The 24,699-nt window shown below is 67.6% G+C and carries 23 protein-coding genes; 14 read left to right on the top strand and 9 right to left on the bottom strand.

What is annotated here, in order from left to right; genetic code table 11:
* The first annotated feature begins 1 nt into the window (after position 1).
* The 4 genes from PHR85_RS03710 (at position 2) to PHR85_RS03695 (ending at position 5,074) form a co-directional block, all read left to right on the top strand.
* Positions 2-961, top strand: coding sequence for a GDP-L-fucose synthase (locus tag PHR85_RS03710; protein WP_300050598.1), 960 nt, complete (start codon positions 2-4; stop codon positions 959-961).
* A gap of 88 nt (positions 962-1,049) precedes the next feature.
* Complete coding sequence (locus tag PHR85_RS03705) at positions 1,050-2,054, top strand: class I SAM-dependent methyltransferase (protein WP_300050596.1); 1,005 nt, start codon at positions 1,050-1,052, stop codon at positions 2,052-2,054.
* A gap of 4 nt (positions 2,055-2,058) precedes the next feature.
* A complete protein-coding gene (locus tag PHR85_RS03700) occupies positions 2,059-3,309 on the top strand; it encodes a glycosyltransferase family 2 protein (RefSeq protein WP_367278700.1) in 1,251 nt (416 codons plus the stop codon).
* Between the two features lie 76 nt (positions 3,310-3,385).
* Positions 3,386-5,074: an AIPR family protein gene (locus PHR85_RS03695; RefSeq protein ID WP_300050593.1), complete on the top strand. Its 1,689-nt coding sequence runs from the start codon at positions 3,386-3,388 to the stop codon at positions 5,072-5,074.
* A 2-nt stretch (positions 5,075-5,076) separates the two neighbouring features.
* On the opposite strand, the gene PHR85_RS03690 is transcribed toward PHR85_RS03695, so the two are convergent.
* On the bottom strand, positions 5,077-6,147 hold the full coding sequence (locus PHR85_RS03690) for a glycosyltransferase (RefSeq protein ID WP_300050588.1): 1,071 nt from the start codon (positions 6,145-6,147) through the stop codon (positions 5,077-5,079).
* A 38-nt stretch (positions 6,148-6,185) separates the two neighbouring features.
* Here PHR85_RS03690 and PHR85_RS03685 point away from each other — a divergent pair, with 38 nt between their 5' ends.
* Positions 6,186-6,935, top strand: a complete 750-nt coding sequence (locus PHR85_RS03685; protein WP_300050585.1) for a hypothetical protein — start codon at positions 6,186-6,188, stop codon at positions 6,933-6,935.
* Positions 6,936-6,945: 10 nt separating this feature from the next.
* Positions 6,946-7,590: a hypothetical protein gene (locus PHR85_RS03680; RefSeq protein ID WP_300050582.1), complete on the top strand. Its 645-nt coding sequence runs from the start codon at positions 6,946-6,948 to the stop codon at positions 7,588-7,590.
* On the opposite strand, the gene PHR85_RS03675 is transcribed toward PHR85_RS03680, so the two are convergent.
* Together PHR85_RS03675 and PHR85_RS03670 are read right to left on the bottom strand one after the other, a co-directional pair.
* The gene (locus PHR85_RS03675) at positions 7,559-9,037 is read right to left on the bottom strand and encodes a tetratricopeptide repeat protein (RefSeq protein ID WP_300050580.1); all 1,479 of its coding nucleotides are present in this window, start codon (positions 9,035-9,037) and stop codon (positions 7,559-7,561) included. The two genes, PHR85_RS03680 and PHR85_RS03675, sit on opposite strands and share 32 nt — an antisense overlap.
* A 113-nt stretch (positions 9,038-9,150) precedes the next feature.
* A complete protein-coding gene (locus tag PHR85_RS03670) occupies positions 9,151-9,318 on the bottom strand; it encodes a hypothetical protein (RefSeq protein WP_300050579.1) in 168 nt (55 codons plus the stop codon).
* A 197-nt stretch (positions 9,319-9,515) separates the two neighbouring features.
* Between PHR85_RS03670 and PHR85_RS03665 the strand changes: the two genes are divergently transcribed.
* From PHR85_RS03665 to PHR85_RS03655, 3 genes are all read left to right on the top strand, one after another.
* Positions 9,516-12,221, top strand: a complete 2,706-nt coding sequence (locus PHR85_RS03665; RefSeq protein ID WP_300050577.1) for an EAL domain-containing protein — start codon at positions 9,516-9,518, stop codon at positions 12,219-12,221.
* Positions 12,218-12,568, top strand: a complete 351-nt coding sequence (locus PHR85_RS03660) for a DUF3147 family protein (RefSeq protein ID WP_300050574.1) — start codon at positions 12,218-12,220, stop codon at positions 12,566-12,568. The genes PHR85_RS03665 and PHR85_RS03660 overlap by 4 nt, the downstream gene beginning before the upstream one ends.
* A 99-nt stretch (positions 12,569-12,667) precedes the next feature.
* Positions 12,668-12,982 carry a DUF2322 family protein gene (locus tag PHR85_RS03655; protein WP_300050571.1) on the top strand — a complete coding sequence of 105 codons (315 nt, stop codon included), beginning with the start codon at positions 12,668-12,670 and terminating at the stop codon, positions 12,980-12,982.
* 27 nt (positions 12,983-13,009) lie between these two features.
* Here the strand turns inward: PHR85_RS03655 and PHR85_RS03650 are convergent, their stop codons facing one another.
* From PHR85_RS03650 to PHR85_RS03640, 3 genes are read right to left on the bottom strand one after another with little or no spacing between them, the layout of a single operon-like run.
* The gene (locus PHR85_RS03650; protein ID WP_300050568.1) at positions 13,010-13,972 is read right to left on the bottom strand and encodes a thymidylate synthase; all 963 of its coding nucleotides are present in this window, start codon (positions 13,970-13,972) and stop codon (positions 13,010-13,012) included.
* Positions 13,969-15,426: an FAD-binding oxidoreductase gene (locus PHR85_RS03645; RefSeq protein WP_300050565.1), complete on the bottom strand. Its 1,458-nt coding sequence runs from the start codon at positions 15,424-15,426 to the stop codon at positions 13,969-13,971. The genes PHR85_RS03650 and PHR85_RS03645 overlap by 4 nt, the downstream gene beginning before the upstream one ends.
* A gap of 14 nt (positions 15,427-15,440) precedes the next feature.
* A complete protein-coding gene (locus tag PHR85_RS03640; protein WP_300050563.1) occupies positions 15,441-15,905 on the bottom strand; it encodes a DUF2069 domain-containing protein in 465 nt (154 codons plus the stop codon).
* A 34-nt stretch (positions 15,906-15,939) separates the two neighbouring features.
* Here PHR85_RS03640 and PHR85_RS03635 point away from each other — a divergent pair, with 34 nt between their 5' ends.
* The 4 genes from PHR85_RS03635 (at position 15,940) to PHR85_RS03620 (ending at position 20,147) form a co-directional block, all read left to right on the top strand.
* Positions 15,940-17,196 (top strand): YihY family inner membrane protein, encoded by a 1,257-nt coding sequence (locus tag PHR85_RS03635; protein WP_300050560.1) that lies wholly within the window; start codon positions 15,940-15,942, stop codon positions 17,194-17,196.
* A gap of 123 nt (positions 17,197-17,319) precedes the next feature.
* Positions 17,320-17,775, top strand: coding sequence for a CBS domain-containing protein (locus tag PHR85_RS03630; protein ID WP_300050557.1), 456 nt, complete (start codon positions 17,320-17,322; stop codon positions 17,773-17,775).
* Positions 17,776-17,855: 80 nt separating this feature from the next.
* Entirely contained in the window at positions 17,856-18,950 is a 1,095-nt protein-coding gene (gene aroC / locus PHR85_RS03625; RefSeq protein WP_300050554.1) for a chorismate synthase, read from the top strand.
* 15 nt (positions 18,951-18,965) lie between these two features.
* Positions 18,966-20,147, top strand: coding sequence for an MFS transporter (locus tag PHR85_RS03620; RefSeq protein ID WP_300050551.1), 1,182 nt, complete (start codon positions 18,966-18,968; stop codon positions 20,145-20,147).
* Here PHR85_RS03620 and aroE read toward each other — a convergent pair.
* Positions 20,128-20,964, bottom strand: a complete 837-nt coding sequence (gene aroE, locus PHR85_RS03615; protein ID WP_300050549.1) for a shikimate dehydrogenase — start codon at positions 20,962-20,964, stop codon at positions 20,128-20,130. The genes PHR85_RS03620 and aroE overlap by 20 nt on opposite strands.
* Before the next feature lie 162 nt (positions 20,965-21,126).
* Here aroE and PHR85_RS03610 point away from each other — a divergent pair, with 162 nt between their 5' ends.
* Positions 21,127-21,942, top strand: coding sequence for a dioxygenase (locus PHR85_RS03610; protein ID WP_300050546.1), 816 nt, complete (start codon positions 21,127-21,129; stop codon positions 21,940-21,942).
* A gap of 10 nt (positions 21,943-21,952) precedes the next feature.
* Here the strand turns inward: PHR85_RS03610 and PHR85_RS03605 are convergent, their stop codons facing one another.
* Both PHR85_RS03605 and PHR85_RS03600 read right to left on the bottom strand, forming a co-directional pair.
* The gene (locus tag PHR85_RS03605; RefSeq protein ID WP_300050545.1) at positions 21,953-23,344 is read right to left on the bottom strand and encodes an L-serine ammonia-lyase; all 1,392 of its coding nucleotides are present in this window, start codon (positions 23,342-23,344) and stop codon (positions 21,953-21,955) included.
* A 163-nt stretch (positions 23,345-23,507) separates the two neighbouring features.
* Entirely contained in the window at positions 23,508-24,698 is a 1,191-nt protein-coding gene (locus PHR85_RS03600) for a M20 aminoacylase family protein (protein WP_300050543.1), read from the bottom strand.
* Between the last annotated feature and the right edge of the window lies 1 nt (position 24,699).

Raw genomic sequence — 24,699 nt, 5'->3', positions numbered from 1 at the left:
TATGAGCAGGATTTTTGTCGCCGGCCACCGTGGCATGGTGGGGGGCGCGATCGTGCGCCGCCTGCAGGCGCTGGATAGCTGCGAGATCTTGACCCGTAGCCATGCCGAGCTGGACCTGACCGACCAGGCTGCGGTGCGGCGCTTCTTTGCCGAGCAGCGCATCGATCAGGTCTATCTGGCCGCAGCCAAGGTCGGCGGCATCCACGCCAACAACACCTATCCGGCCGAGTTCATCTACCGCAACCTGATGATCGAGGCTAACGTCATTCACTCCGCCCACATGGCCGGGGTGCAGAAGCTGCTGTTCCTGGGCTCGTCGTGCATCTACCCGAAGCTGGCGCAGCAGCCCATGCGCGAGGATGCGCTGCTGACCGGCACGCTGGAGCCCACCAACGAGCCTTATGCCATTGCCAAGATCGCGGGCATCAAGCTCTGCGAGAGCTACAACCGCCAGTATGGCCGCGACTACCGCAGCGTGATGCCGACCAACCTGTACGGCCCTGGCGACAACTACCACCCCGACAACAGCCATGTGATCCCGGCGCTGCTGCGGCGCTTTCATGAAGCGGTGCGGCGTGGTGACGCGGAAGTGGTGATCTGGGGCAGTGGCACGCCGATGCGCGAGTTCTTGCATGTGAACGACATGGCGGCGGCCAGTGTGTTCGTGATGAATCTGGATGCTGACACCTACCGCGCCAACACGCTGCCGATGCTGTCGCACATCAACGTGGGCACCGGGGTGGATTGCACGATTCGTGAGCTGGCCGAGACGGTGGCGCGGGTGACGGGGTTTGGCGGTCGGCTGACGTTCGATGCGACCAAGCCGGATGGCGCACCCAGAAAGCTCATGGACGTGTCGCGCCTGGCGGCGCTGGGCTGGCAGGCCAGCATCTCGCTGGAAGATGGGTTGCGGGATGCCTATGCCTGGTTCCTTAACCATCAGGACTTGTACCGGCAATGATTTGTAACGGAGACGTGCCCTGATGCAAAAGAATACGGGCGGTTCAGCGACAATTCGCGCTTTTCCGCCAACCCATCTTGAGATCTAGATGTCGCAGAACAGTCCCTTGACCCCCGATACCGTGGCCCTGGCATACCGCCTGCTGCTGGGCCGCGAGCCCGAGAACCAGGCCGTGCTGGACCAGTTTTGCGACTCGGTGCCTGATCTGGCTCAGTTGCGCCAGGCTTTCATTGATTCGCCCGAGTTCCGCCAGCGCATGGCCGCAACCCTGGACAAGCCGCTGCCCAGCGTGCGTCAGCGCCATCCTTTCCACCTGCCGCAGATGCCGGTGGAGTTGGACGCGACGCCCGCCGAGCTGGCGCAGATGCTGGACCGGGTCAAGGCCGCCTGGGAGCGTTTCGGCGCCACCGAGCCCTACTGGTCGGTCGTCACGCAGCCCATGTACCGCATGGAGCAGATCGAAGCGCACCGCAAGGGCTTCTATCACTCGGGCAAGTATTCCCGTGATCTGTTCCTGGCGGCGCTGCGCCGCTGTGGCATCAACCCGGCCGAGCTTGGCAGCTGTCTGGAGGTGGGCTGTGGCGTCGGTCGCGTGACCCGCTATCTGGCCGAGGTCTTTCCCCGCTTGATCGCTGCCGATGTCTCGGGCGCGCACCTGGCGCACGCGCGCGAGTGGCTGCGGCAGGAGGGTCTGTCGCATGTGGAGTGGCAGCATTGGACCGATCCGGCTGCGCTGCAGCAACTGCCCGAGGTCGATGCGGTGTTTTCGCTGATCACGCTGCAGCACAATCCGCCCCCGGTGATGGCCTGGATGTTGCGTGCCTTGCTGGCCGCGCTCAAGCCCGGCGGCGTGGCCTACCTGCAGCTGCCGACCTACAGCAGCGGCTACCTGTTCGAGGTCAAGCGCTACTTGCATATCCCTCCGAAGGTGCCGATGGAAATGCATTTCCTGCCGCAGCACGAGGTTTTCGCGATCGTGCAGGCCTCCGGTTGCATCTGCCTGGAGGTGCGCGAGGACACCATGGTTGGCGACGAGAACCGCATGCTGTCGAACACGTTCCTGATCCGCAAGTCGGTCAGCTCTGGCAGCTGAAGCCGTGCGGGTCACGGTGGTCATGCCGTCGCTGAACCAGGCGGCCTACATTGATGAGGCGATCGACAGTGTCCTGAGCCAGGACCACGATGACCTTGAGCTGCTGGTGCTCGATGGCATGTCGACCGACGGCACGCTGCACAAGCTCGAACGCTGGCAGGTCCAGGCCGCCGGGCGCATGCGCTGGCAGTCGACCCGGGATGGCGGACCGGCGCAGGCGATCAACGCGGGGCTGTGTCAGGCCGATGGCGACCTGATCGGCTGGCTCAACTCGGACGACCGCTACGCACCGGGAGCGGTGCGCCGCGCGGTGCAGGCGATGCGGAGCCATCCGCATTGGCAGTGGCTCTATGGACATGGCCTGCATATCGACGCCAGTGGCCGCGAGCTTGAGCCTTACCCGACGCGGCCGCCTGGCACGCCGCTGCAGGCCTTTGCCGATGGCTGCTTCATTTGCCAGCCTACCGTTTTCCTGCGGCGGCAGGCGCTGGAGCGCGTTGGCCTGCTCGACGAGTCGTTGCGTCTCGCGTTCGATTTCGACTGGTGGCTGCGCTGGTTCAAGGCCTATCCTGGCGCCGTGGGTTGGGTCGACGCGGTGCAGGCGCATTCGCGGCTGCATCCGGGCTGCCTGACCTTGCGTCAGCGTCGCCAAGTGGTTGTCGAGGGCATGCGGGTGCTGGCTCGCCACCTCGGCGAGGCCCCGGGGCACTGGGTGCTGAGCTGCCTGAACGAGTGGTGCGAGTCCTATCCCTTCATGGAAGGCGAGACTTCGCTGGCGCAGATGCTCAGGGAGCTGCTGGCCGAGGTCAGGCCCTCGATGGAGCCGTCGCAATGGCGCGCGCTGGTCGGGCGCCTCGAACCTGACGCCCGTCTGCGCCTGTCGGGACCACGGCATTTCGTTTCGGTGCAGGCCGACGGCTGGGTTTCGCGCGAGTTGTCGGTGCGCCTGCGCTGGCAATCTGGCCAGCCGCGTACGCTGCGCCTGACCTGTTCCGGCAGCTGGCCGGTCCCTGGCCGCCTGGACCTTGCGATCACCACGCCTTCGGGCTTCGTTCAGCGCACGACGGTCGACGCGCGGCAGACTTTCGTGCTCAGGTTCGTTGCGTCCCAGGACGGCGACGCCGGTTGCGCGAGCTGGCGCGTCTCGACTTTGGAGGGCTTCGTGCCGGCCGACCATGAGCCGGGTTCGCAGGATCGCAGGGAGCTGTCGTTCAAGGTGCTCGGCGCCCAAGTGGAGGAAGCAACCCTTGATTGAGCTGCCCGCTGTTTTACGCCCGATCAGGCCCGGCCAGTATCATGGTCCCTTTGCGGAAAACAAAGCCGATAAATAAATGAATCTGAATGCATCGATCATTGATCAACGGCTCGCCGGAGTTCAGGAGGAAATTCGGCTCTGGGCGGACAACGAGCTGAATCTGACGGATGCAGCCCGCTTGAAACCGCTGGCCTTTGTCTATCTTTGCGTCAGAACCATGCTGGACCTGGACGCCCAGGAGGCTTTTGACTGCGTCACGGAAGGCGGTGGCGACTTTGGCGTGGATGCCATGCAGGTCACCGAGGAGGTGGATGGCGAGTTTGTCGTCACCTTGTTCCAGGCCAAATACAAGACGAAACTGGAAGGCGACTCGAATTTTCCGGAAGAAGGCATCCGGTCGCTGGTCAATGCCATCCGGCATGTTTTCGACCCCACGGCGGAGCTGGGAAGCATTAACGAACGTTTGCGCGTCAAGGTGGAAGAGGCGCGCTCCATGGTGCGCGATGGCTTCATCCCTAGGGTTCGCGCCATCGCGTGCAACAACGGCTTGAAGTGGAATGATCAGGCACAAGTCATCATGGATCTGGCGGGTTTTGGTGACCAGGTGACCTGGGAGCATGTCAACCACGATGTGCTGATCGGCATCCTGCAACGCCCCAAGCAGGTTGACGACACCTTGAGGCTGGTGGGTCGGGCCAACGTCGAGGACATGAACTTCAGTCGCGTCTGCGTCGGGCGCATGCCGGTGACCGAGGTAGCCGCGCTGATGCGTGCGCACGGCGACCGGCTGCTGGAGCGCAATATTCGGCGTTACCTGGGTTTGCACGGCAACCGCGTCAACGAAGGCATCCGGGCCACGCTGCAATCGCCTCAACCTTCCAACTTCTACTTTTTCAACAATGGCCTGACACTGGTCTGCAACGACTTCTCCTACAACGCGCTGCAAAACAGTGACTACCAGGTGCGCGTGGAGAACCTGCAGATCGTCAACGGTGGCCAGACTTGCATGACCATCCTCAAGACGGCCGATGCCATGGCGGCTCAGGGACGGTCCTTGCCGGAAGATGCCAGCGTTCTGGTGCGCCTTTACAAGCTGCCAAAAGACAATGAAGACATCGTGCTTCAGATCACCCACGCCACCAACAGCCAGAACCCGGTGGACCTGAAGGACTTGCGATCGAACGACGAGATTCAGCGCCAGCTGGAGGCCAGCATGCAGTCGCTGGGCTTCAACTATCGGCGCAAGCGGGTCGATGGATCGACCAAGGCGACGGACATCACCGCTGGCGCCGCAGCCGAGGCCTTGCTGGCGGTGTGGCGTGCGGCGCCGCATCAGGCCAAGTTCCTGACCCGCGAGCACTTTGGCAAGCTCTACAGCACCATTTTTCCGAGCGATGTGAACGGTGTCCAGGTGGTGCTGGCGGTGTTGCTCTATCGGATCACGGAAAACCACAGGCGCCGCCCATCGGTCAATGACCCGATGCTGGTGCGCTACGCCTCATGCTTCATTGCCATGCGCATGGGTCAACGCTTGCTGAAAGACCTGAAACGCAAGCTTGGCGACATCGACCATCGCAGCTTTGCCCTGGCGCACGGGCTGATCGAAGCACGGGGCGACCGCTACTTCAGCGCATCCGTCACCGATGTGGAAACCGCACTCAGGAACCTGTACGGCGACAAGGTGGTGTCCACCCTGCAGTTGTCGGCCACGTTCAGGCGTGGAGACCTGATCCAGATGTTGCTGGACTTGCCGATTGAGGGCTGAACTCAAAGGCTGGCCTGCAACACCTTGCGGTAACGCTCGGCCAGCGCCTGCGGCTCGAACGATGCGCTGGTCGCGATGCCGGCCCGGTTGCGCCCGAGTCGGCTGCGCTGCAGCGCCAGTTCGAGCTGTTGCGCGGCATGCCCGATATCCGGGTCGGCCCACCAGCTGGCGCAGGCGTTGGGGTAGTCGTCCGGGGCCACGTCCTGGCGCTGCCAGCGCACCAGCAGCGCGTTCTCCGGGGTCAGGAAGTCGGCCGGCCCCGAGAAGTCGGTGCTGACGATCTGCAGGCCGTGTTGCATCGCTTCGACCAGCGTGCGTCCCAAGCCCTCGCTGCGGTGCAGCGACAGGTAGCAGTCGGCGCTGCGGTAGAGGTCGGTCAGGCCGGCGGTGTCCAGCGTTTCCTTGAGCAAGTGGATGCCGGGATGTGGCGGCAGCCAGGCCAGTGCCTCGGCCGGCAGGTCCTGCCAGCGGTTGGCCTTGAGCACCAGGTGCGCGTCGGGCCGCTGTTGGGCGAAGCGCAGGAAGGCCTGCGCCACGCCTTGCGGGTTCTTGCGCGCCAGCGTCGAGTGCAGGTCGAACAGGTACAGGCTGACGAAGGCGTTGCGCGGGATGCCGAGTTCGGCGCGGAAGTCGCGTCCCCGGCCTTCGCGGCGCAACACCGGCAGCGGCAGCGCGAGCGTGAGCTTGCGTGCCGCATTGAAGAACGCGGACTGGACGAAGCGGGTCGGGCACCAGATCTGGTCCATCGCGCGCAGCGCAGGCAGATGCTCCGGCGGCACATCGGGCAGTTCCCAGAGGAAGTAGCCGATGCGCCGCTGCGCGGCCTCGAACAGCTGCGGCTGCAGCTCAAGCAGGCGCACGCAGGTGCCCGCCGACATGAAAAAGATGCTGGTGTCGAAATCCCGCGTCGACAGGTGGCGCCATCTGACTTCGACCTGGCCTTGCGACTCGGTCGGCAGGTCGATGACCGAGAATGGAATGCCCAGATGGTCTAGCATCGCGGCGAAGGATCTGAGGTCCTCGCCGAGTCCGAGTGGCGAGGTCGCATAGCCGATGAGGTTGAAGCCTTTCATTCGCTCATTCTATTATTCTGATAAATTAGAAGGCTCAAATGAAATTCTCACTGCCATTTTTCCGTCGCAAGTCTGCAGAAACCCCACGCAACGCGCTGGTTGAACAGCCCCCCGAGCCGCCCGCCGAAGAAAACCGATCGCGCTGGGATCTGGCCGCCGAGCAGCTCGCCAGCATGAATGCCGCCAAGGCGGAGGCCGTCGCGCCGGCGCCCATCCCTTGGCAGGCGCTGCCTGCCGAGCCCGAGCCCACCAAGGCGGCTCCGGTTGCTGTGCCGCCGCCCGCGCCAGTTGCCGTCGCCGCGCCCACCGCACCGCTCGGGATGACCCGCGAGGACGTGGTCGCCGCTTTCCACCTGTTCCTGCGCCGTGACCCCGAGTCCGAAGCGGTGATCGAGCCTTATCTGGGGCGCGAGCGCGAGCGCCTGCTCGGCGCCTTCCTGACCTCGGCCGAGTTCCTGCAGTGGCCCGAGCATCTGCGGCTGATCGTCGAGGTCGCGCAGGCGATCGAGCTGCGCCAGCTGGTGCCGCCGCCGCGCGAAGGTGTGCCGGCCTTGAGCGCGCAGGATCTCGAAGCGGCGCGCCGCATCCTGCAGCCGAGCGCGCCCGCGCAGGACACCGAACCGTCGCTTGAGGGGCAGCCGGTCGACTGGGCGCTGGCCCGCCTGATGTGCTCGGACGCGTTCCAGCGCAATCCGTTCAATGCGAAGCTCGTGACTGGCCTCGCGCGCGAAATCGCCGGTCAGCTCAAGCCCCAGACCGACCCGGGCGCCGGGGCGCGCCTGGGCTGACGCGCGCGCGATGGAAGTCCTGCACGCGACGCTGCCCGAGCTGGAGTCGCCCGCGCTGGCGGCGCGCCTGCGCGCGCCCGAGCCGCTGATGGTGATGCCCTGCATCGATGCCGCGCTGGGCCAGCGCGCAGCCGTCCACGCGGCGGCGCGCGCTGGCGTGCCGGGACTGCTGCTGGTGCTGCACGACCAGGCCCGGCTCGGCTTTGTCTCGGTGCTCAACGCGGTGTTCCGCGCTTCGGCCAGCCCCTGGGTCGGCTACATGGCGCAGGACGCGTTCGCCGGCCGCCAGTGGCTGGCGCTGGCGCTGCGCGCGCTGGAGTCCCGGCAGGCCGGGCTGCTCGGTTTCAACGACGGCAAGTGGCAGGGGCAGCTGGCATCGTTTGGCCTGGCGCGCCGCCGCTGGATCGAGTCGCTGTACGGCGGTGACTTTTTTTACAGTGGCTACCGCCGTCACTACGCCGACGCCGAGCTGACCTTGATCGCGCGCGAGCAGGGCCGCTATGTCTACCAGCCCGACAGCGTGCTGATCGAGGTCGATTGGGGCAAGGATGGCGCCGCGGTCGACGCGCAGGACCGCGCGCTGTTCGCGCGGCGCCGTGCCTCGGGCTTCGAGGGCCGCGTGCTCAAGCCTGAACTGCTGAACCTGATGGGGTGAGCGCGGCGGTATGCCGCTCGCAGAACAGCGTGCCGCTGTGGCCGATGACCCGCGTTCCCATCGCGATCGCCTCGCGCGCGGTCAGCCCGCTGCTGTAGGGGAAGGTGTCGAGCATCTCGGCATGCTGGTTGACGGCCTGCAGCGCTTCCAGGTGGCTGGCCGGACAGACATATTCGACGCTGACCGGGTCGAGCACCTGTTCGATGCGCTCGCGCACCTGCGGATACTGGTACTGCCGGTGCACGAATACCTTGCGCCCGGGCCGCGCGGCGAGGTGCGATAGGAAGGCGCGCGAGAGCTTGGCCGGATTCGCGAAGATGACCGGCTCGCTGCGCTTGTGCGCTGCTGGCGCCGGCAGGTAGGGTGGTGCGGTGTAGGTTGCGTAGCCACCCGCGAGGTTGAGCAGCGGCTCGGTGTAGAGCGACTGCAGCCGCAGCGGCGACTGCGCCTCGTCGCCGACCCAACCGTCGAAGCTCGACAGCCCGGTCGTCACGCTCTGGCCGCCAACCCATTTGTACTGGCGCCTTGCGGGCTTGACGCTGAGCGCCTGCAGCCCGACCGGATCCATCCAGCCGCCGAGGTCGTAGAGCAGGTCGAGGTTGGCGTCGTGCAGCGCCCGCGCGAGCTGCAGCGCGTCGAGTCCGTGTGCCTCGTGCCACTCATGGGCGAGCCGGCCCAGCTCGTCGCTCGCCCAGTCCTGGCGCGTGCCACGCTGGAAGACGATCAGCTCGCCTTGCTGTGCGGCCCGCCGCCACGTCGCTATCGTCAGGAAGTAGACCGGACCGGCGCACAGCAGCGGCGACAGGATGCCGATGCGCTGGCGGCGCGCGCCCGGCCCCCGTGGTGGCAGCGGCGCACGGTCCCAGCCGTCGAGGCGCAGATAGGCGCGCGAGAACGCGATGATGCGCTGGTTCAGCGTCAGCGCGTCCTCGTCGCGGTCGTACAGGCTGGCCATCAGCATCGTCAGCAGCGCGTCGCGCCGGTGTTCGGGGTCGGCCAGCAGTGGCGCCACCAGCGCGCTGGCCCGCAGCGGGTCGCCAAAGCTGTTCATCGCCAGGTCCGCCCGGCCGAGCAGCGCGTCGGCCTGTCCGGGCTGAGCGCGCAGTGCGGCGAGGTAGGCCTGGTCCGCGCCCGGCGGGTCACCGATCGCCTGCAGCGCTTGCCCGAGCAGCACCGCGCTCTGCCACAGCTGCGGTCGCGCGGCCAGCGCGCGCCGGCACAGCGGCAGCGCGTCGGCGTGCCGGCCGCTGGCGTGCAGGCACAGCGCGAGGTTGTGCAGCAGTTCGGGCGAGTCCGGCTGCCGGGCGAGACAGGCGCGGTAGGCCGCCGCCGCCGCCGGCCAGTTGGCCGCCAGGCGCAGCCGGTGCGCTTGCAGCAGCATCGCGTCAAGCGCAGGCAGGCTGTCCTCGCTGCGGATGGAGTTGGCGTCGGGCTGGGGCAGCATCATCCCGGCAAAGCATTGGTCATGGAATCAGAGCGGATCTTTTTCATGGTGGCGGCGTGGAGCACAGGCATCATACCGGGGATGACAACCCGCGCGCCGCCACGGCGACTCCCGCCTCACTGCGCCAGCACGAAGTCGATGAAGCCGCGCTCGACCGGAGTCGACACCAGCTTGACCCAATCCGAGCGACAGGTCGGGAAAGCGCAGTGGGTCGGTTTTGTGCTGCTCGGCCAGAAAAGCGTCCAGCGCCTTGCCATCGGGCTGGCGCGGCAAGGCGGTGCCATAGCCCCGCGCCACCTCGACGATGCGCGGCCAGCGCTCCGGCGAGCGCACCACCCGACGCAGCGAGGCGCTGCCCTGGTCACCCGACCCGGCGGTCTGCCCGAAAACCTCTCCGGTTTCCAGGGGATACCGGTAAGTTATATATTTTCAACAATTGAGATGTCGTTGTATCCGGTCTGTATCCGGTGGGAGGCCACATTTGTTTTTTTCGAAGGCCTTCAGGGTGGCCGGTGCCCCCGCTTCCATCAGGATCAGTCTGGTCTACCTTGTGCTGGCCAGCCTCTGGATCTGGGGTTCTGACTGGCTGGCCTTGCAATTGCTGGGGGAACCTGTCGCGGTCACGCGGGCCCAATCCTGGAAGGGCGAGCTCTTTGTCCTGTTCACGGCGGCGCTGCTGTTTGTCCTGGTGCGCCGGGAGGAGAGAGCCCAGGCCGCCATCCAGAACGAACTCAAGCGGACCCGCAGCCAGCTCGAGCATTTCGTCGATACCAGTGCTTCGATCATCTACGCGCTGGCGCCCGAGCCCGGCGCCGTGGGGGGCTGGCGGGTGTCGTACGTCAGCGGCAACGTCTTGCGTCTGACGGGGTATGCGCCAGCAGACTGGCTGCAGCGGGCCGGCTTCTGGTTCGAGCATGTGCATCCCGATGACAGATCGCGGGTGCGGCAGGCCCAGCGGCAACTGCATGAAACGGGTGCGCTCAGTCATCGCTACCGCTTCCAGCACCGTGACGGCCAATACCACTGGATCGATGACCAGTTGCAGCTCTACCGTGGGCCTGACGGTCAGCCGCTCGAAGTCGTGGGCAGCTGGCGGGATGTGACCGAGCAGGAGCAGGTCCAGCAACAGTTGCGCGCCGAGCAGCGGCGCTGGCGGTTCGCGGTCGATGGCAGCGACCTCGGGTTGTGGGACTGGAACCTGGCCGAAGGTAGCGTGTTCTTCTCGCTCCGCTGGAAGACCATGCTGGGCTACTCGGAAGACGAGATCGGCGTCGGCTTGTGCGAATGGGAGTCGCGCGTCCACCCGGATGACAAGGCACAGGTGCTGGCCGATGTCGAGCGCCATTTGCGCGGAGAAGTGGATTTCTACGTCAACGAACACCGGATGCGCTGCAAGGACGGCCGCTACAAATGGATCATGGACCGGGGTCGGGTCGTCGAGCGCGACGAGCAAGGCCAGGCGCTGCGCATGATCGGCACCCACACCGACCTGACGGCGCTCAAGCAGCGCGAGGAGGCGCTGGCGCTCAACGCCAGCGTGTTCATGAACAGCTCCGAGGGCATCGTGATCTGCGATGGCGACTGTCGCATCCTGTCGGTCAACCGGGCCTTCAGCGACATCACGGGCTATCGCGCCGAGGAGGTGCTGGGTCATCCGCCATCGCTGCTGCGCTCCGGCCAGCATACCCGGGCGTTCTACCGGGACCTGTGGCGCCAGATCAGCCGAACAGGTCGCTGGCGGGGTGAGATCCTGAAGCGTCGCAGGGACGGCGAGCCTTTCCTGGCGTGGCTGACCATCAGCCTGGTGCGGGACCCGTACGGGCAGGTCAGGCACTACTACGGCATCTTCCACGACATCACGCAGCGCAAGCAGGCCGAAGACCGGATCAGCCAGCTGACGCACCACGACGCCTTGACCGGCTTGCCCAACCGCGTGCTGCTGCGCGAGCGGATCGAGTCGGGGCTCGTGCAGGCCCGGCGTGAACAGGAGGCGCTGGCGCTGATGTTCATCGACGTCGATCGCTTCAAGTACATCAACGACTCGCTCGGGCACCAGGCCGGCGACGCCTTGCTGGTCGAGATGGCGTCCCGGCTGAAGCAGGCGCTCAGGCCACAGGACACGGTGTCGCGCATGGGGGGCGATGAATTCACCTTGCTGCTGCCCCAGATGGATGCCGAGGGCACGGCGCACTTGGCGCAGGAGATCATCGCGCGGATTTCCGCTCCCTGCCAGATCGACGGGATGGCGCTGATCGTGACGCCGTCGATCGGCATCGCGATGTTCCCCGGCGACGGGCAGGAGGTCGACGCCTTGCTGCAGGCGGGCGACACCGCCATGTACCGCGCCAAGGCGGCGGGTGGCGCCAACTTCCAGTTCTACGAGCTCGGCATGCACCTGAGCGCCAGCCGCACGCTGCAGCTCGAAAACGCCTTGCGCTGGGCGCTGGAGCGCCATGAACTGGAGTTGCATTACCAGCCGCAGATCGATCTGAAGACCGGCCAGGTGACGGGTTGCGAGGCCTTGCTGCGCTGGAAGCATCCGGAGCTCGGTCTGGTTTCGCCGGCCGAGTTCATACCGATCGCGGAGGCCAGCGGCCTGATCCTGCCGATCGGCGACTGGGTGCTCAAGACCGCCGTGGCACAGAGCCGGGCCTGGCAAGAGGCGGGCCTGGTGCCCTCGGTGATGGCGGTGAATATCTCGGCGGTCCAGTTTCGCCAGACCCGGTTCCCCGAACTCGTCCGGGCTGTGCTCGACGAGGCCGGCCTGGAGGCGGGTCGGCTGGAGCTCGAGCTCACCGAGAGCGTGGTCTCGGCCGACCCCGAGGGCGCCATCCGCATCATGGAGCAGCTCGACCGCCTGGGCGTGCAGTTGTCGGTCGATGATTTTGGCACGGGGTATTCCTCGTTGTCCTACCTGAAGCGGTTTCCGCTCGACAAGCTCAAGATCGACCAGAGCTTCGTGCGCGATCTGGGCAGCGACCCGGGCAATGCCTTGATCGTCTCCGGCGTGATTGCCATGGCCCGCAGCCTGGGGCTCAGGACGATAGCCGAGGGCGTCGAGACCGCCGAGCAGGTGGCCGCGCTGACCCGCGAAGGCTGTGACGAGATCCAGGGCTACTGGCACGCGCGGCCCATGCCGGCCGACCAGTATGATCACTGGCTCCGTGATTACCTGAAAGTTCCATGACCTGGCTCATCACCAAATACCTCGTGACAGCGGCGGTCGTCGTGCTGGTGTCCGAGTTCGCCAAGCGCAGCGACAGGCTCGGCGGTTTCATCGCGGCGCTGCCTTTGGTCACGCTGTTGGCGCTGATCTGGCTTCATGTCGAGCGGCAGCCGGCCGAGAAGATCGCCCGCCACGCCTGGTACACCTTCTGGTATGTCGTGCCGACGCTGCCGATGTTCCTGGCCTTTCCCTTCCTGCTGCCGCGCCTCGGGTTCTGGGGCACGCTGGGCGCGTCGGTGCTGATCACCGTGGCCTGCTTTGCGCTGTTCGCCTGGGCCTTGCGGCCCTTCGGCATCGAGCTGATCTGATCGCGGCATGTCCTGGGCCGGACAGACCTTGAGCCGGAGTCAGCCCGGCTGGTCACGGCACAATGGCGGGCTTTCTCAGTCCCATTTCAGGAAAGCAAGATGGCCTTCGCCGACAACCTCAAGCAACTCCCTTCCATCGCTCATCTGGTCGAGCTGCGGCTGATCGACGCGACCGGCGCCGTCGCCGCCACCATCGCGAACCAGCCCGGCAAGGCCGGCTCGCTGGCGGTCTACAACGCGCTGGCCGCCAAGCATGGTGCCATCAACGTGGCTGCTGCGCAGCAAGGGCTGGAGATCTTCGCCGAGCATACGGCTGACGCGCGCGCCAACCCGGGCAAGCACCCCAACATCGACCGCCTGCTCGAAGTGATCGCCTCGGGCCAGGGCTACTCCGTCAAGCTGATCGAGGCCTGAGCGCAGGCGGCCGGCGCACGCGTTCGCTCAGACCGCCATCGGCGCGGTCAGGTGGGCGTGGTGCTGGTAGCCCGCCAGGCTGAAGTCGCCCGGCTCGACCTGTTCCAGCCATTCGGGCTGGTACTGGCCGGTCAAGGCGTAGTCGGGGAGGCGGTCCGACAGCAGCAGCCGTGGCGCCGGCAGCGGCGCGCGCGCGAGCTGCTGCCGCAGCATCGGCACATGGTTCTCGTAGACATGCGCGTCGCCGATGAAGTAGCTGAACCATTTCGGCTGGTAGCCGGTCAGGCGTCCGACCAGATGCAGCAGCGCCGCGCCCTCGGTCAGGTTGAACGGCGTGCCCAGCCCCAGATCGTTGCTGCGGATGTAGAGGCAGAGCGAGATCTCGTGCGTCGCCGCGTTGGGCAGGAACTGGTACAGCAGGTGGCAGGGCGGCAGCGCCATCTCCTCCAGCTGGGCCCAGTTCCAGCCGTGGAAGATGATGCGGCGGTCGCTCGGGTTGTTGACGATGGTGTCGAGGCATTGGCGCAGCTGGTCGACCGCCTTGTAGAGCACGACCTGGCCGTCGGCGGTGTCGGCGATGCGGACATAGCCGCGCCCCAGCGCGTCCTCGATCTGGCCCGTGGCCGAGGCGGGCAGGGCCTTGAAGGCCGGCCAGTTGCGCCATTGCACGCCGTAGACCGGACCCAGATCATCCTCGCCCAGGCGGTAGGGATTGGCCAGCCAGGCGGCGTTCTCGTTGGCGTTCTGGTCCCAGACCTTGCAGCCGAGCGCGCGGAAGTCGGCCGCGCTGCGGTAGCCGCGCAGGAAGCCGACCAGTTCGCCAATGGCCGACTTGAAGGCCAGCTTCTTGGTCGTGACGGCCGGAAAGCCCTGGCTCAGGTCGAAGCGCATCGCCGCGCCGGGCAGGCTCAGCGTGCGGATGCCGGTGCGGTTGGTCTGCCAGCTGCCCTGCTCGAAGACGGTGCGGACGAGGTCGAGGTATTGCTTCACGGGGTTTCCTGCTTCGGTGTCGGGTTGGCCAACACGCGACCCGGGTTCATGAGGTTCTGTGGGTCGAGCGCGGCCTTGATGCGGCGCATCAGCGCCAGCGCCACCGGGTGCTTGTACTGCGGCAGCGTTTCGGCCTTCAGGCTGCCGATGCCATGCTCGGCGCTGATCGAGCCACCAAAGCGCCGCACCGAGTCGAACACGAGGTGGTTGATGCGGCTTTCCTGCCCGCGCAGGAAGGCGGCCGGGTCGCCGCCCTCGGGCGCCTGCACGTTGTAGTGCAGGTTGCCGTCGCCCAGGTGGCCGAAGTTGACCAGCCGCACGCCCGGGATCTCGGCGGCCAGCAGCGCATCGGTCTCGGTACAGAAGGCGGCGATGGCCGACACCGGCAGGCTGATGTCGTGCTTGATGTTGAGGCCTTCCTCGCTCTGCGCCAGCGAGATGCTCTCGCGGATCTGCCACAGGTTGTGCGCCTGGCCCAGGCTCTCGGCGATGATGGCGTCGCTGACGCAGCCTTGTGCGAGCGCGGCTTCGAGCAGTGCCTCGAAGCGCTCGCGCGCATGGGCCTCGCTCTCGCTGTCGGAGTTCTCCAGCAGCACGCACCAGGGATGGTCCTGCCACAGCGGCACGCGCAGCTGCGGGTAATGCTTGTCGACCAGCGACAGCGCGAAGCGGCTCATGGCCTCGAAGCCGGTCAGGCCGGCGCCGAGCTGGCGCTGCGCCATGCCGAGCAGCTCGACCGCGGCCTCGATCGATGGCAGGGCGGCCCAGGCGGTCAGCTTGGCGGCCGGCTGCGGCTGCAACTTGAGCGTGGCGCCGGTGATGATGCCCAGCGTGCCCTCGCTGCCGATGTAGAGGTCGCGCAGGTCGTAGCCGGTGTTGTCCTTGCGCAGCCCGATCAGGCCGTCCCAGATCTCGCCCTGCGGCGTGACCAGTTCCAGCCCCAGGCAGAGGTCGCGCGCGTTGCCGTAGCGCAGCACCTGGGTGCCGCCGGCGTTGCTGGCCAGGTTGCCGCCGATGGTGCAGCTGCCCTCGGAGGCCAGGCTCAGCGGCAGCAGCAGGCCGGCGGCTGCGGCGGCCTGCTGCGCGACCTGCAGGATGCAGCCGGCATCGACCGTCAGCGTCAGGTTGGCGGCGTCGAGCGCGCGCACCCGGTTCATGCGCTGCAGGCTCAGCAGCACCTGGGTGCCGCTGGCGTCGGGCACGCTGCCGACCACCAGTCCGGTGTTGCCGCCCTGCGGCACGATGGCTACGCCGGCAGCCGCGCAGGCCCGGACCACGGCGGCGACCTCGGCCGTGCTGCCCGGGCGCACCACGGCGAGCGCACGGCCACGGTGGCGGCGCCGCCAGTCCTGCTCGTAGGCCGAGAGGTCGGCGGCCGGGTCCTCATGCGTCAGCACCTGTCGGGCGCCGACGGTCGCGCGCAGGGTGGGCAGTAAATCGTTCCAGTCGGTCATCAAGTCGTCTCCCGTTAGGATTTGCTGGCGGCAGCGCTGGCGCCGGCATCGGCCGCCGCGGCCAGCGCGGCGCGCGCCGCCTTCAGCCGCAGCCGGATGTGCAGGGTGCAGGCGACGAACAGCCCGACGCACAGCAGCACCTCCAGACCGGCGAGCGCCTGTGACAGGTCGCGGTCGCTGCCGACGCGCACCAGGCCCTCGGTCGCGTAGAGCCAGACCAGCAGGCTGAGCGCGCGATAGGTGTACATGCGGTTCTTCAGCAGGCCGGGCAACGGCAGGCACAGCGGCAGCACCTTGATCGCCCACCAGGAGCCGCCCGGACGCAGCGGCGCCAGCCAGAGCTCCCAGGCCAGGCCCAGCGCGATCAGCGCCAGCGTGCAGGCAACGGCGGCGCGGCGCGCGGAATCCACCCCGGCGGGGGTGGGCAGTACGGTGCCCGGAGGGGCATCGGGCATCGGGTCGGGGCGGGTTTTTTTCATCTTGGGCGGGTAGAGCGATGGCATGATACCGGCGATGAGAACCTCATCGCGTGCGCGCCAGTCCGGCCGCCTGCATTTCGTCGATTCCTGGCTGCCCGGCTGGCTCCAGTCGCTGCGATGCCTCCCCTGGCGCGCTACCGCGTTGACGCTGCGCGAGCGCTTTCGCGTCGAGCGCCTTGGCATCACCGCCGGCAGCCTGACCTTCACCACCGTGATGTCGCTGGTGCCGCTGTTCACGGTCGGCCTGGCCATCTTCAGCGCCTTCCCCGTCTTTGGCCGCATGCAGCAGCAGCTGCAGCAGTGGCTGATCCAGAGCCTGATTCCCGACACGATCGCGCGCCAGGTCACTAGCTCTCTGTTGAGGTTCTCCGAGCAGGCCGGCAAGATGGGCTGGGCCGGCGCGGTGTTCCTGCTCGCGACCGCGCTGGCGCTGGTGCTGACGATAGACCGCAAGCTCAACGATATCTGGCGCGTGCGCCAGCCGCGACCGCTGGCACAGCGGGTGCTGGTCTACTGGGCGGCGCTGACGCTGGGCCCGCTGCTGCTCGGCGCCAGCCTGAGCCTGAGCTCCTACGCCGTATCGGCCTCGCGCGGCTGGGTCGGCGCGATTCCCGGCGGGGTCAAGCTGGCGCTCGATGGCATCGAACTGCTGCTCGGCCTGTTCGGCCTGGTGGCGCTCTATCGCTACGTGCCCAATGCCCGGGTGCGCTGGATGCATGCGCTCGGCGGGGCGCTGCTGACCACGATAGGCATCGAGCTCGCCAAGCGCTTGCTGGGCTTGTACCTCGGTCAGGTGCCGACCTATTCGGCGGTCTACGGCACTTTCGCGACCGTTCCCATCCTGCTGGTCTGGGTCTACATGGCCTGGGTGATCGTGCTGGCTGGCGCCGTCGTGACGGCCAGTCTGCCCAGCCTGCTGGCCGGCATCGATCGCCATGCCGACACGCCGGGCTGGGGCTTGCAGCTCGCGCTCGAGCTGCTCGCCTGTCTGGAGCAGGCGCGCATGGGCGGACTCGGCGGCGGCAGCCTGGAGTCCGTCGCGCTGCGGTTGCGCGTCGACCCGCTGCAGCTCGAACCTTCGCTGGAGGCGCTGGAGGCGCTGGACTGGGTCGGTCGCCTGAGCGAGGACGAGGCCAGGCTGGTGCTGCTGGTCGATCCCGCCGCGACGCCGCTGGCGCCGCTGCTGCAGGCGCTGGGCCTGCCACGGGAGCCGGGTACCGAGGCACTCTGGCAGGCCAGCGGCTGGCCGCGCCTGGTGCTGGCCGACGCGCTGCCCCGCGCCGTGGCCTGAAGCGTCGTGGCCTGCCTTGTGTATCCGGGTTTTCCCGGGTGGGCGCGATAGCGGCTCGCGTGCTTGCCTTTGTGGGCTATATTTGTACCAGGGCACGGTGGTGTGCCCAAGGAGCCGAAAAACATGAAAGTCAGCGACATCCTGCGCGTCAAGGGCGGCACGCTCTATACCGTTTCCCCCGACGAGAAACTGTCCCATGCGATCGAGACCATGGCCGAGTTCGACATCGGCTCGCTCGCCGTGATGGAAAACGGCCAGCTGGCCGGCATGCTGACTTTCCGCGAGGTGATCAAGACCCTGGCCCGCAACGCCGGCACCGTCGCGGGCAAGACCGTGGACAAGGTGATGGATCGCAAGCCGGCCACCTGCACGCCCGACACCGAGCTCGAACAGGTCCGCCCCCTGATGCTGGAAAGCCACACCCGCTACATGCCGGTGATGGACGGCAAGATGCTGATGGGCGTGATCAGCTTCTACGACGTCGCCAAGGCCATCGTCGATACCCAGAACTTCGAGAACAAGATGCTCAAGGCCTATATCCGCGAATGGCCGGCGCAGGAAGTGGACGAGAAGTCCTGATGTGACGCAAGGCTGGAGCGTCTTGTGCGCTCCAGCTCCGGCATCGCTTTCATCTGCCGCCTCTGGGATAATCAGAATCCATGAGCGGCAACACCTTTGGCAAACTCTTCACTGTCACCAACTTCGGCGAATCGCACGGCCCGGCCATCGGCTGCGTGATCGACGGCTGCCCGCCGGGCCTGGACCTGTGCGAGGCGGACATCCAGCAGGACCTGGACCGCCGCCGGCCGGGAACGAGCAAGTTCGTGACCCAGCGCAACGAGCCCGATCAGGTCCAGATCCTGAGCGGGGTCTACGATGGCAAGACCACCGGCACCCCGATCGCGCTGCTGATCCAGAACACCGACCAGCGCAGCAAGGATTACGGCAACATCCTGCAATCCTTCCGCCCCGGTCACGCCGACTACGCCTACTGGCACAAGTACGGCATCCGCGACCCGCGTGGCGGTGGCCGCAGCTCGGCGCGCCTGACCGCGCCCACCGTCGCGGCTGGCGCCGTGGCCAAGAAATGGCTGCGGCAGGCTTACGGCACCACCTTCAAGGGCTGCATGACCGCCATCGGCGAGGTCGAGATCCCGTTCGAGAGCTGGGACCATGTGCCGAACAACCCCTTCTTCGCGCCGCTGGCCGACGTGTCCGAGCTCGAGCTCTACATGAACGAGCTGCGCAAGTCGGGCGACTCCTGCGGCGCGCGCCTGCGCGTGACGGCGCAGAAAGTGCCGGTCGGCCTGGGCGAGCCGCTCTATGACAAGCTCGACGCGGACATCGCCTACGCGATGATGGGTCTGAACGCCGTCAAGGGCGTCGAGATCGGCGCCGGCTTCGCCAGCGTGGCGCAGCGCGGCAGCACGCACGGTGACTCGCTCACCCCCGATGGCTTCCTGAGCAACAACGCCGGCGGCATCCTGGGCGGCATCAGCACCGGCCAGGACATCGAGGTTTCGCTCGCGATCAAGCCGACCAGCTCGATCCTGATCCCGCGCGAGACCATCGACGTCGAGGGTAATCCGACCGAGCTGATAACCAAGGGGCGCCACGACCCCTGCGTCGGCATCCGCGCCACGCCGATCGCCGAGGCGCTGCTGGCGCTGGTGCTGATCGACCATGCGCTGCGCCATCGCGCCCAGTGCGGCGATGTGCGCGTGGGCACGCCCGACATCGCGGCGGCGCGCTAAGCGCGGGTGCCGAGCTTGAGCCGGGGGCGCGAACTCTGGCCCTTCGCCGCGCTGTCGGCGAGCTATTTCGCGCATATCGGCTTCTTCAACCCCTACCTGCCGCTCTGGCTCAAGGACGCGGGCTTCGGCCTGTTCGCGATCAGCCTGCTGACCTCGATGCAGTCGGCGACCCGGCTTTTCGCGCCCTACGCCTGGGGCTGGCTCAGCGACCACACGGGCGAGCGGGTGCGCCTGCTGCGCTTCTGTGCCATGGTCGCGCTGGGCGGCAGCGCCGGCCTCTGGCTAGACCTCGGTCCATGGGGGCTGGCCGGGGTGCTGCTGCTGATGTTCACCCACACCAGCGCGATGATGCCGATGAGCGAGGCCGCGCTGGCGCAGGTGGTCAGCCGCGCCGGCAGCTTCGATGCCCGGCTGTATGGGCGGGTGCGGCTGTGCGGCTCAGTGGGCTTCCTGCTGACCGTGATGGCGGCCGGGGCCTGGTTCGAGGCTCATGGCATGGGCAGCTTCCCGGCCTGGACCATGGGCACCTTGCTGCTGGTGGTGGCCAGTGTCTGGTGGCTGCCCGACCGGCGCGAGCCGGCCCAGGCCGGCCAGCGCTCGGAGTCCATCCTGCCGGTCTTGCGCCAGCCGGTGGTGGCCTGGTTCTTCGCCTCGGTCTTCCTGCATGTGCTGGCGCATGTGTTCGTCTATGTCTATTTCTCGCTCTACATCGATGCGCTCGGCTATCCCAAGTCGGTGATCGGCTTGCTGTGGGCCGCGTCGGTGCTGGTCGAGATCGCCTGGTTCTTCACCCAGGCGCGCTGGCTGCCGTTGTTGAGTCACGGCGGCTGGCTGCTGCTGGCCGCCGCGCTGGCGGTGCTGCGTTTCGTGGTCACGGCCGGCGCCGGGCAGTACCCGTGGTGGCTGTTCGCGGCCCAGTTGCTGCACGCGATCACCTTTGCCGCCCATCACTCGGTCTGCATCGCGCTGCTGAGCGAGCATTTCCCGGCCCGCCTGCGCGGACGCGGCCAGGCGCTCTATGCGGTGCTGGGCTACGGCCTGTCGGGCGTGGTCGGCGGCCTGCTGGGCGGCCTGATCAGCACGCGCTGGGGCGTGGGCAGCGTGTTCTGGCTCGCCGCCGCCATGGCGCTGCTGGCTTGCGGCGCGGCCTGGCGCATGCGGGCCGCGCAGCGCCGCCTCAGACCAGCGGCACGCTGATGCGCGCGATCATGGCGCGCGTCTCGGGGCGCACGCCGCGCCACCAGGCAAAGGCCTCGGCGGCCTGTTCGACCAGCATGCCGACGCCGTCGGCCAGCTGGCGCACGCCGGCCTGCCGTGCCAGCTGCAGGAAGGGCGTCAGGCCCTTGCCGTAGACCATGTCGTAGGCCAGGCCGTCGGCCGCGAAGGCGCTGGCGGGCAGCGGCGGTGTCGCGGCGCTCAGGCTGGCCGAGGTGGCGTTGATGATCACGTCGAAGGCATCGCGGCCCAGCTCGTCGAAGCCGCCGCCCTGCAGCGTCGCGGGGGCGCCGTTGGCGTGGAACGACTGCACCAGCGCGCTGGCCTTGGCGACGGTGCGGTTGGCGACGAACAGGCAGGCCGGCGCCTGGTGCAGGATCGGCAGGATGGCGCCACGGCTGGCGCCACCCGCGCCCAGCAGCAGCACCCGCTTGCCCTGGAGAGCCTGACCGAGGTTGTGCGTGATGTCGCGCACCAGGCCGACGCCGTCGAAGTTCTGCGCCTGGACGCGATCGCCCTCGAACTTGAGCGCGTTGGCCGCGCCGGCGGCGCGCGCGTCTTCCGACAGCTCGGTGGCGTAGGCGCAGGCGTCGAGCTTGAACGGCAGGGTGACGTTGAGTCCCTTGCCACCTTCGGCGCGGAAGGCATCCACCGTCGCGGCGAACTGGCCCAGCGGGCCTTCGATGGCGGTGTAGACCAGGTTCTGCCTGCTTTCCTGGGCAAAGGCCATGTGGATCAGCGGCGACTTGCTCTGGCTGATGGGGTTGCCGATGACGGCGTAACGGTCGGGGCTGGTCATGTCTGGCTGCAGGTCTGGATGGTGATTGCAGCGATTTTCGCTCATGCGCACGCTCGGATTTTTTGAACGCGGTCGCGCGCCGTGGCGAACAAGATTGGCGCATCCGGGCGCTACAGTCAAGGCATCGAGGCCCTGGCCTGGTTTTTTCTGGATTTTGCCGACATGACTCATTCCCCGCTGCCCGTCCTGTTCGTTTCGCACGGTTCACCGATGTTCGCGCTCGACCCAGGCCAGACTGGCCCGGCCTTGCAGCAGATGGGCGCGCGCTTGCGCGAGCGCGGCGACCTGCGCGCCGTGCTGGTGCTGTCGCCGCACTGGATGTCGCGCGGCGTCGAGGTCATGACGAATCCGCAGCCCGCGACCTGGCACGACTTCGGCGGCTTCCCCGAGCCGCTGTATCGCCTGCAATACCCGGCGCCGGGTGCGCCTGAACTGGCACAGCAGGTGCTGGAGCTGCTGCGGGCGGCTGGCGTGCCCGCGCAGGCCGACCCGGAGCGGCCCTTCGATCATGGCGCCTGGGTGCCGCTGCGCTTCTTGCTGCCGGCGGCCGACCTGCCGGTGCTGCAGCTGTCGCTGCTGGCGCATGCCGGGCCGCGCGAGCTCTACGCGCTGGGCCAGGCGCTGGCCGGCCTGCGCGAGCAGGGCGTGCTGATCCTGGCGACCGGCAGCATGACGCACAACCTGCGCGAGTTCATGGGCGGGCGCCCGGAGCAGGACGCGCCCGCCGCGCCCTATGTGGAGGAATTCGCGCGCTGGGTCGAGCAGGCCTTGCTGGCGCAGGACAGCGAACGCCTGTTCGACTACCGGCGCCAGGCCCCGCATGCCGTGCGCGCCCATCCGACCGACGAGCATTACCTGCCGCTGTATTTCGCGCTCGGCGCGGCCGGCTGGGGCCAGCCCGGCGCGGCCCAGCCCGAGTATTTCAACCGCGAGGTGATGTACAGCTACCTCGCGATGGACGCGATCACGTTCGATTGAACGGCAGACATCAGCATTCGACGATGTTGACCGCGAGGCCGCCGCGCGCGGTCTCCTTGTACTTGCTCTTCATGTCGGCGCCAGTCTCGCGCATGGTCTTGATCACCTTGTCCAGGCTCACGAAGTGGCTGCCGTCGCCGCGCAGCGCCATGCGCGCGGCGTTGAGCGCCTTGACGGCGGCGATCGCGTTGCGCTCGATGCAGGGAATCTGCACCAGGCCGCCTACGGGATCGCAGGTCAGGCCCAGGTGGTGCTCCATGCCGATCTCGGCCGCGTTCTCGACCTGTTCGGGCGTGCCGCCGAGCACGGCGCACAGCGCGCCGGCAGCCATCGAGCAGGCCACGCCGACCTCGCCCTGGCAGCCGACCTCGGCGCCCGAGATGCTGGCGTTCTCCTTGTAGAGGATGCCGATCGCGGCGGCGGTGAGCAGGAAGTCGATCACGCCGGCGTCGTTGGCGCCCGGGATGAAGCGCGCGTAGTAATGCAGCACGGCCGGCACGATGCCGGCGGCGCCATTGGTCGGCGCGGTCACGACGCGCCCGCCAGCGGCGTTTTCCTCGTTGACCGCCAGCGCGTAGAGGTTGACCCAGTCGAGCACGGCCAGCGAGTCGCGCAGCGTCGCCTCCGGGTGCTCGGTCAGCGCGCGGTGCAGCGCGCCAGCGCGGCGCTTGACCTTGAAGCCGCCCGGCAAAACTCCCTCGGTGCGGCAGCCGCGCCGCACGCAGTCCTGCATCACGCGCCAGATGCGCAGCAGGCCGGCATCGATTTCGGCGTCGCCGCGCCAGTGGCGCTCGTTGCGGCGCATGACCTGGGCGATGCTCAGGCCTTCGCGCTTGGCGATTTCGAGCAGCTCGTTGCCGCTCTTGAACGGCAGCGGCAGCACGGTGGTATCGGGCGCGATGACACGCTGCTTGCTGCCGTCGGCCGCCACCTCGTCGCTGACGATGAAACCGCCGCCGACCGAGTAGTAGCAGCGGTTCTCCAGCTCCTGGCCCTGCGCGTCATAGGCCACCAGCCGCATGCCGTTGGCGTGGAAGGGCAGGCTCTCGCGCCGCATGAACAGCAGGTCCTCGCGCTCGTTGAACGCCACCTCGTGCTCGCCGAGCAACGCGATGCGGTGGTCGCCGCGGATCGCCCGCAGCAGTTGCGGCACGCTGTCCACATCGACGGTGTCGGGCTCATGGCCGGCCAGGCCGAGCAGCACGGCGGTGTCGCTGCCGTGGCCCTTGCCGGTGGCGCCCAGCGAGCCGTAGAGCCAGCAGCGCACGCGCGCGGTCGGCCCGAGCAGACCGGCGTGGCGCAGCCGCAGGGTGAACAGGCGCGCGGCGCGCATCGGCCCCACGGTGTGGGAACTGCTCGGCCCGATGCCGATCTTGAACAGGTCGAAAACGCTGACGGCCATGGTGACTCTCCGATCAGCGGGACAGCTTGGACATGGGGACTCCTCGTCGAGGGGTTGGTGTCGGCAGGGCAGCGTAAAGCCTTTGCCTACGCCAGCAATCGATCTTATCTTTATAAAGCCGATCAGCTCCAGTGTCACTGCCGATTCAGCTGCGCCGCGGCCCTCAGGCGCCCAGGAAACGCTCGGTCAGCCTGACCCAGTAGGCCGCGCCGATGGCGATGTTGCCGTCGTCGAAGTCGTAGTTCGGGTTGTGCACCATGCAGGCGCCGTGGCCGCCGCTGGCCGCGTCGCCGTTGCCGATGAACAGGTAGCTGCCCGGCACCTGCTCCAGCATGAAGGCGAAGTCCTCGCTGCCGGTCAGCGGGGCGGTCTGCAGCTCGACGTTGTCGGCGCCGACCAGCTCCAGCGCCACCTGGCGCGCGAAGTCGGTCTCGGGCAGGGTGTTGACCAGCACCGGATAGCCACCCTGGAAATCGATGCTGGCCTTGACGCCAAAGCTCTGCGCCTGTGCCTCGACCAGTTCGCGGATGCGGCGGTTCAGCAGCTGGCGCACCTCGCGGTCGAGCGAGCGCACGCTGAGCTTGAGCGTGGCGCGCTGCGGGATCACGTTGTTGGCCTCGCCGGCCTGCAGCGAGCCGACCGTGATCACCGACATCTGCAGCGGCGCCACGTTGCGCGAGACGATGGTCTGCAGCGCCATCACGATGGCGGCACCCGCGACCACCGGGTCGATCGCGAGATGCGGCATGGCGCCATGGCCGCCCTGGCCTTCGAGCGTGATGGTGATGTTCTCGCTCGACGCCATGGTCGCGCCCTCGCGCAGCAGCAGCTTGCCGCGCGGAAAGCCCGGCATGTTGTGCATGGCGAAGATCGCGTCGCAGGGGAACTGCTCGAACAGGCCGTCCTCCATCATCTTTCTGGCGCCGCCCAGGCCTTCCTCGGCCGGCTGGAAGATCAGGTTCAGCGTGCCGTCGAAGTCGCCCTGTTCGGCCAGGTGCTTGGCGGCGGCCAGCAGCGTCGCGGTGTGGCCGTCGTGGCCGCAGGCGTGCATCAGGCCGGCGTGGCAGCTGGCGTGCGGCAGGCCGGTGGCCTCCTGGATCGGCAGCGCGTCCATGTCGGCGCGCAGGCCCAGCCGCTTGCCGCTTGTTCCGCTTTTGCCACGCACCAGCTGCCCGACCACGCCGGTGCCGCCCAGGCCGCGCGTGACGGCATAGCCCCAGGACGCGAGGCGCTCGGCCACCAGCTCGCTGGTGCGGAATTCCTGGTAGCCCAGCTCGGGGTGGCGGTGGATGTCGCGGCGCAGCGCCGTGAACTCGTCCGACAGGGCTTGCAGCGCGGTCAGGGTATCGGTCATG

Origin of the sequence: Malikia sp., assembly GCF_028687635.1 — a bacterium.
Taxonomy (GTDB): Bacteria; Pseudomonadota; Gammaproteobacteria; order Burkholderiales; family Burkholderiaceae_C; genus Malikia.
Note: the sequence above shows the minus strand (reverse complement) of the source record. Positions and strands in the feature narration are given on the sequence as shown.